1 protein-coding gene is annotated in these 443 nt (G+C 28.2%); it reads left to right on the forward strand.

Annotation, left to right across the window (positions count from 1 at the left end):
* The coding region (locus tag ABGF45_RS08405; RefSeq protein WP_408125376.1) for a transposase at nucleotides 1–443 on the forward strand (443 nt) is incomplete at both ends.

Genomic DNA, 443 nt, shown 5'->3' on the forward strand with positions numbered 1-443 from the left:
AACTAGAAATAAATATACCAAGAGATAGAGATGCAAGTTTTGAGCCACAAATATTGAAAAAATACGATAAAGATATTTCAAATATTGAAGCACAAATAATATCAATGTATTCTAAAGGTATGACAACAAGAGATATTTCATCACACATTAAAGATATATATGGTTTTGGAGTATCAGCAGGACTTGTAAGCAGCATTACAAATAAAATATTACCAACTATTGATGAGTGGCAAAATAGACCTTTAGATAAGGTTTATCCTTTTGTATTCATAGATGCAATACACTATCATGTAAGAGAAAATGGTCTAATAGTAAAAAAAGCTGTATACATAGCTTTAGGATATAACATAAATGGTTTTAAGGAAATATTAGGAATGTGGATTGGAGAAAATGAAACATCTAAATATTGGCTAATGGTTCTAAATCAAATGAAAGATAGAGGT

Source organism: Helcococcus sp. KG196 (assembly GCF_046035495.1).
Taxonomy (GTDB): Bacteria; Bacillota; Clostridia; order Tissierellales; family Peptoniphilaceae; genus Helcococcus; species Helcococcus ovis.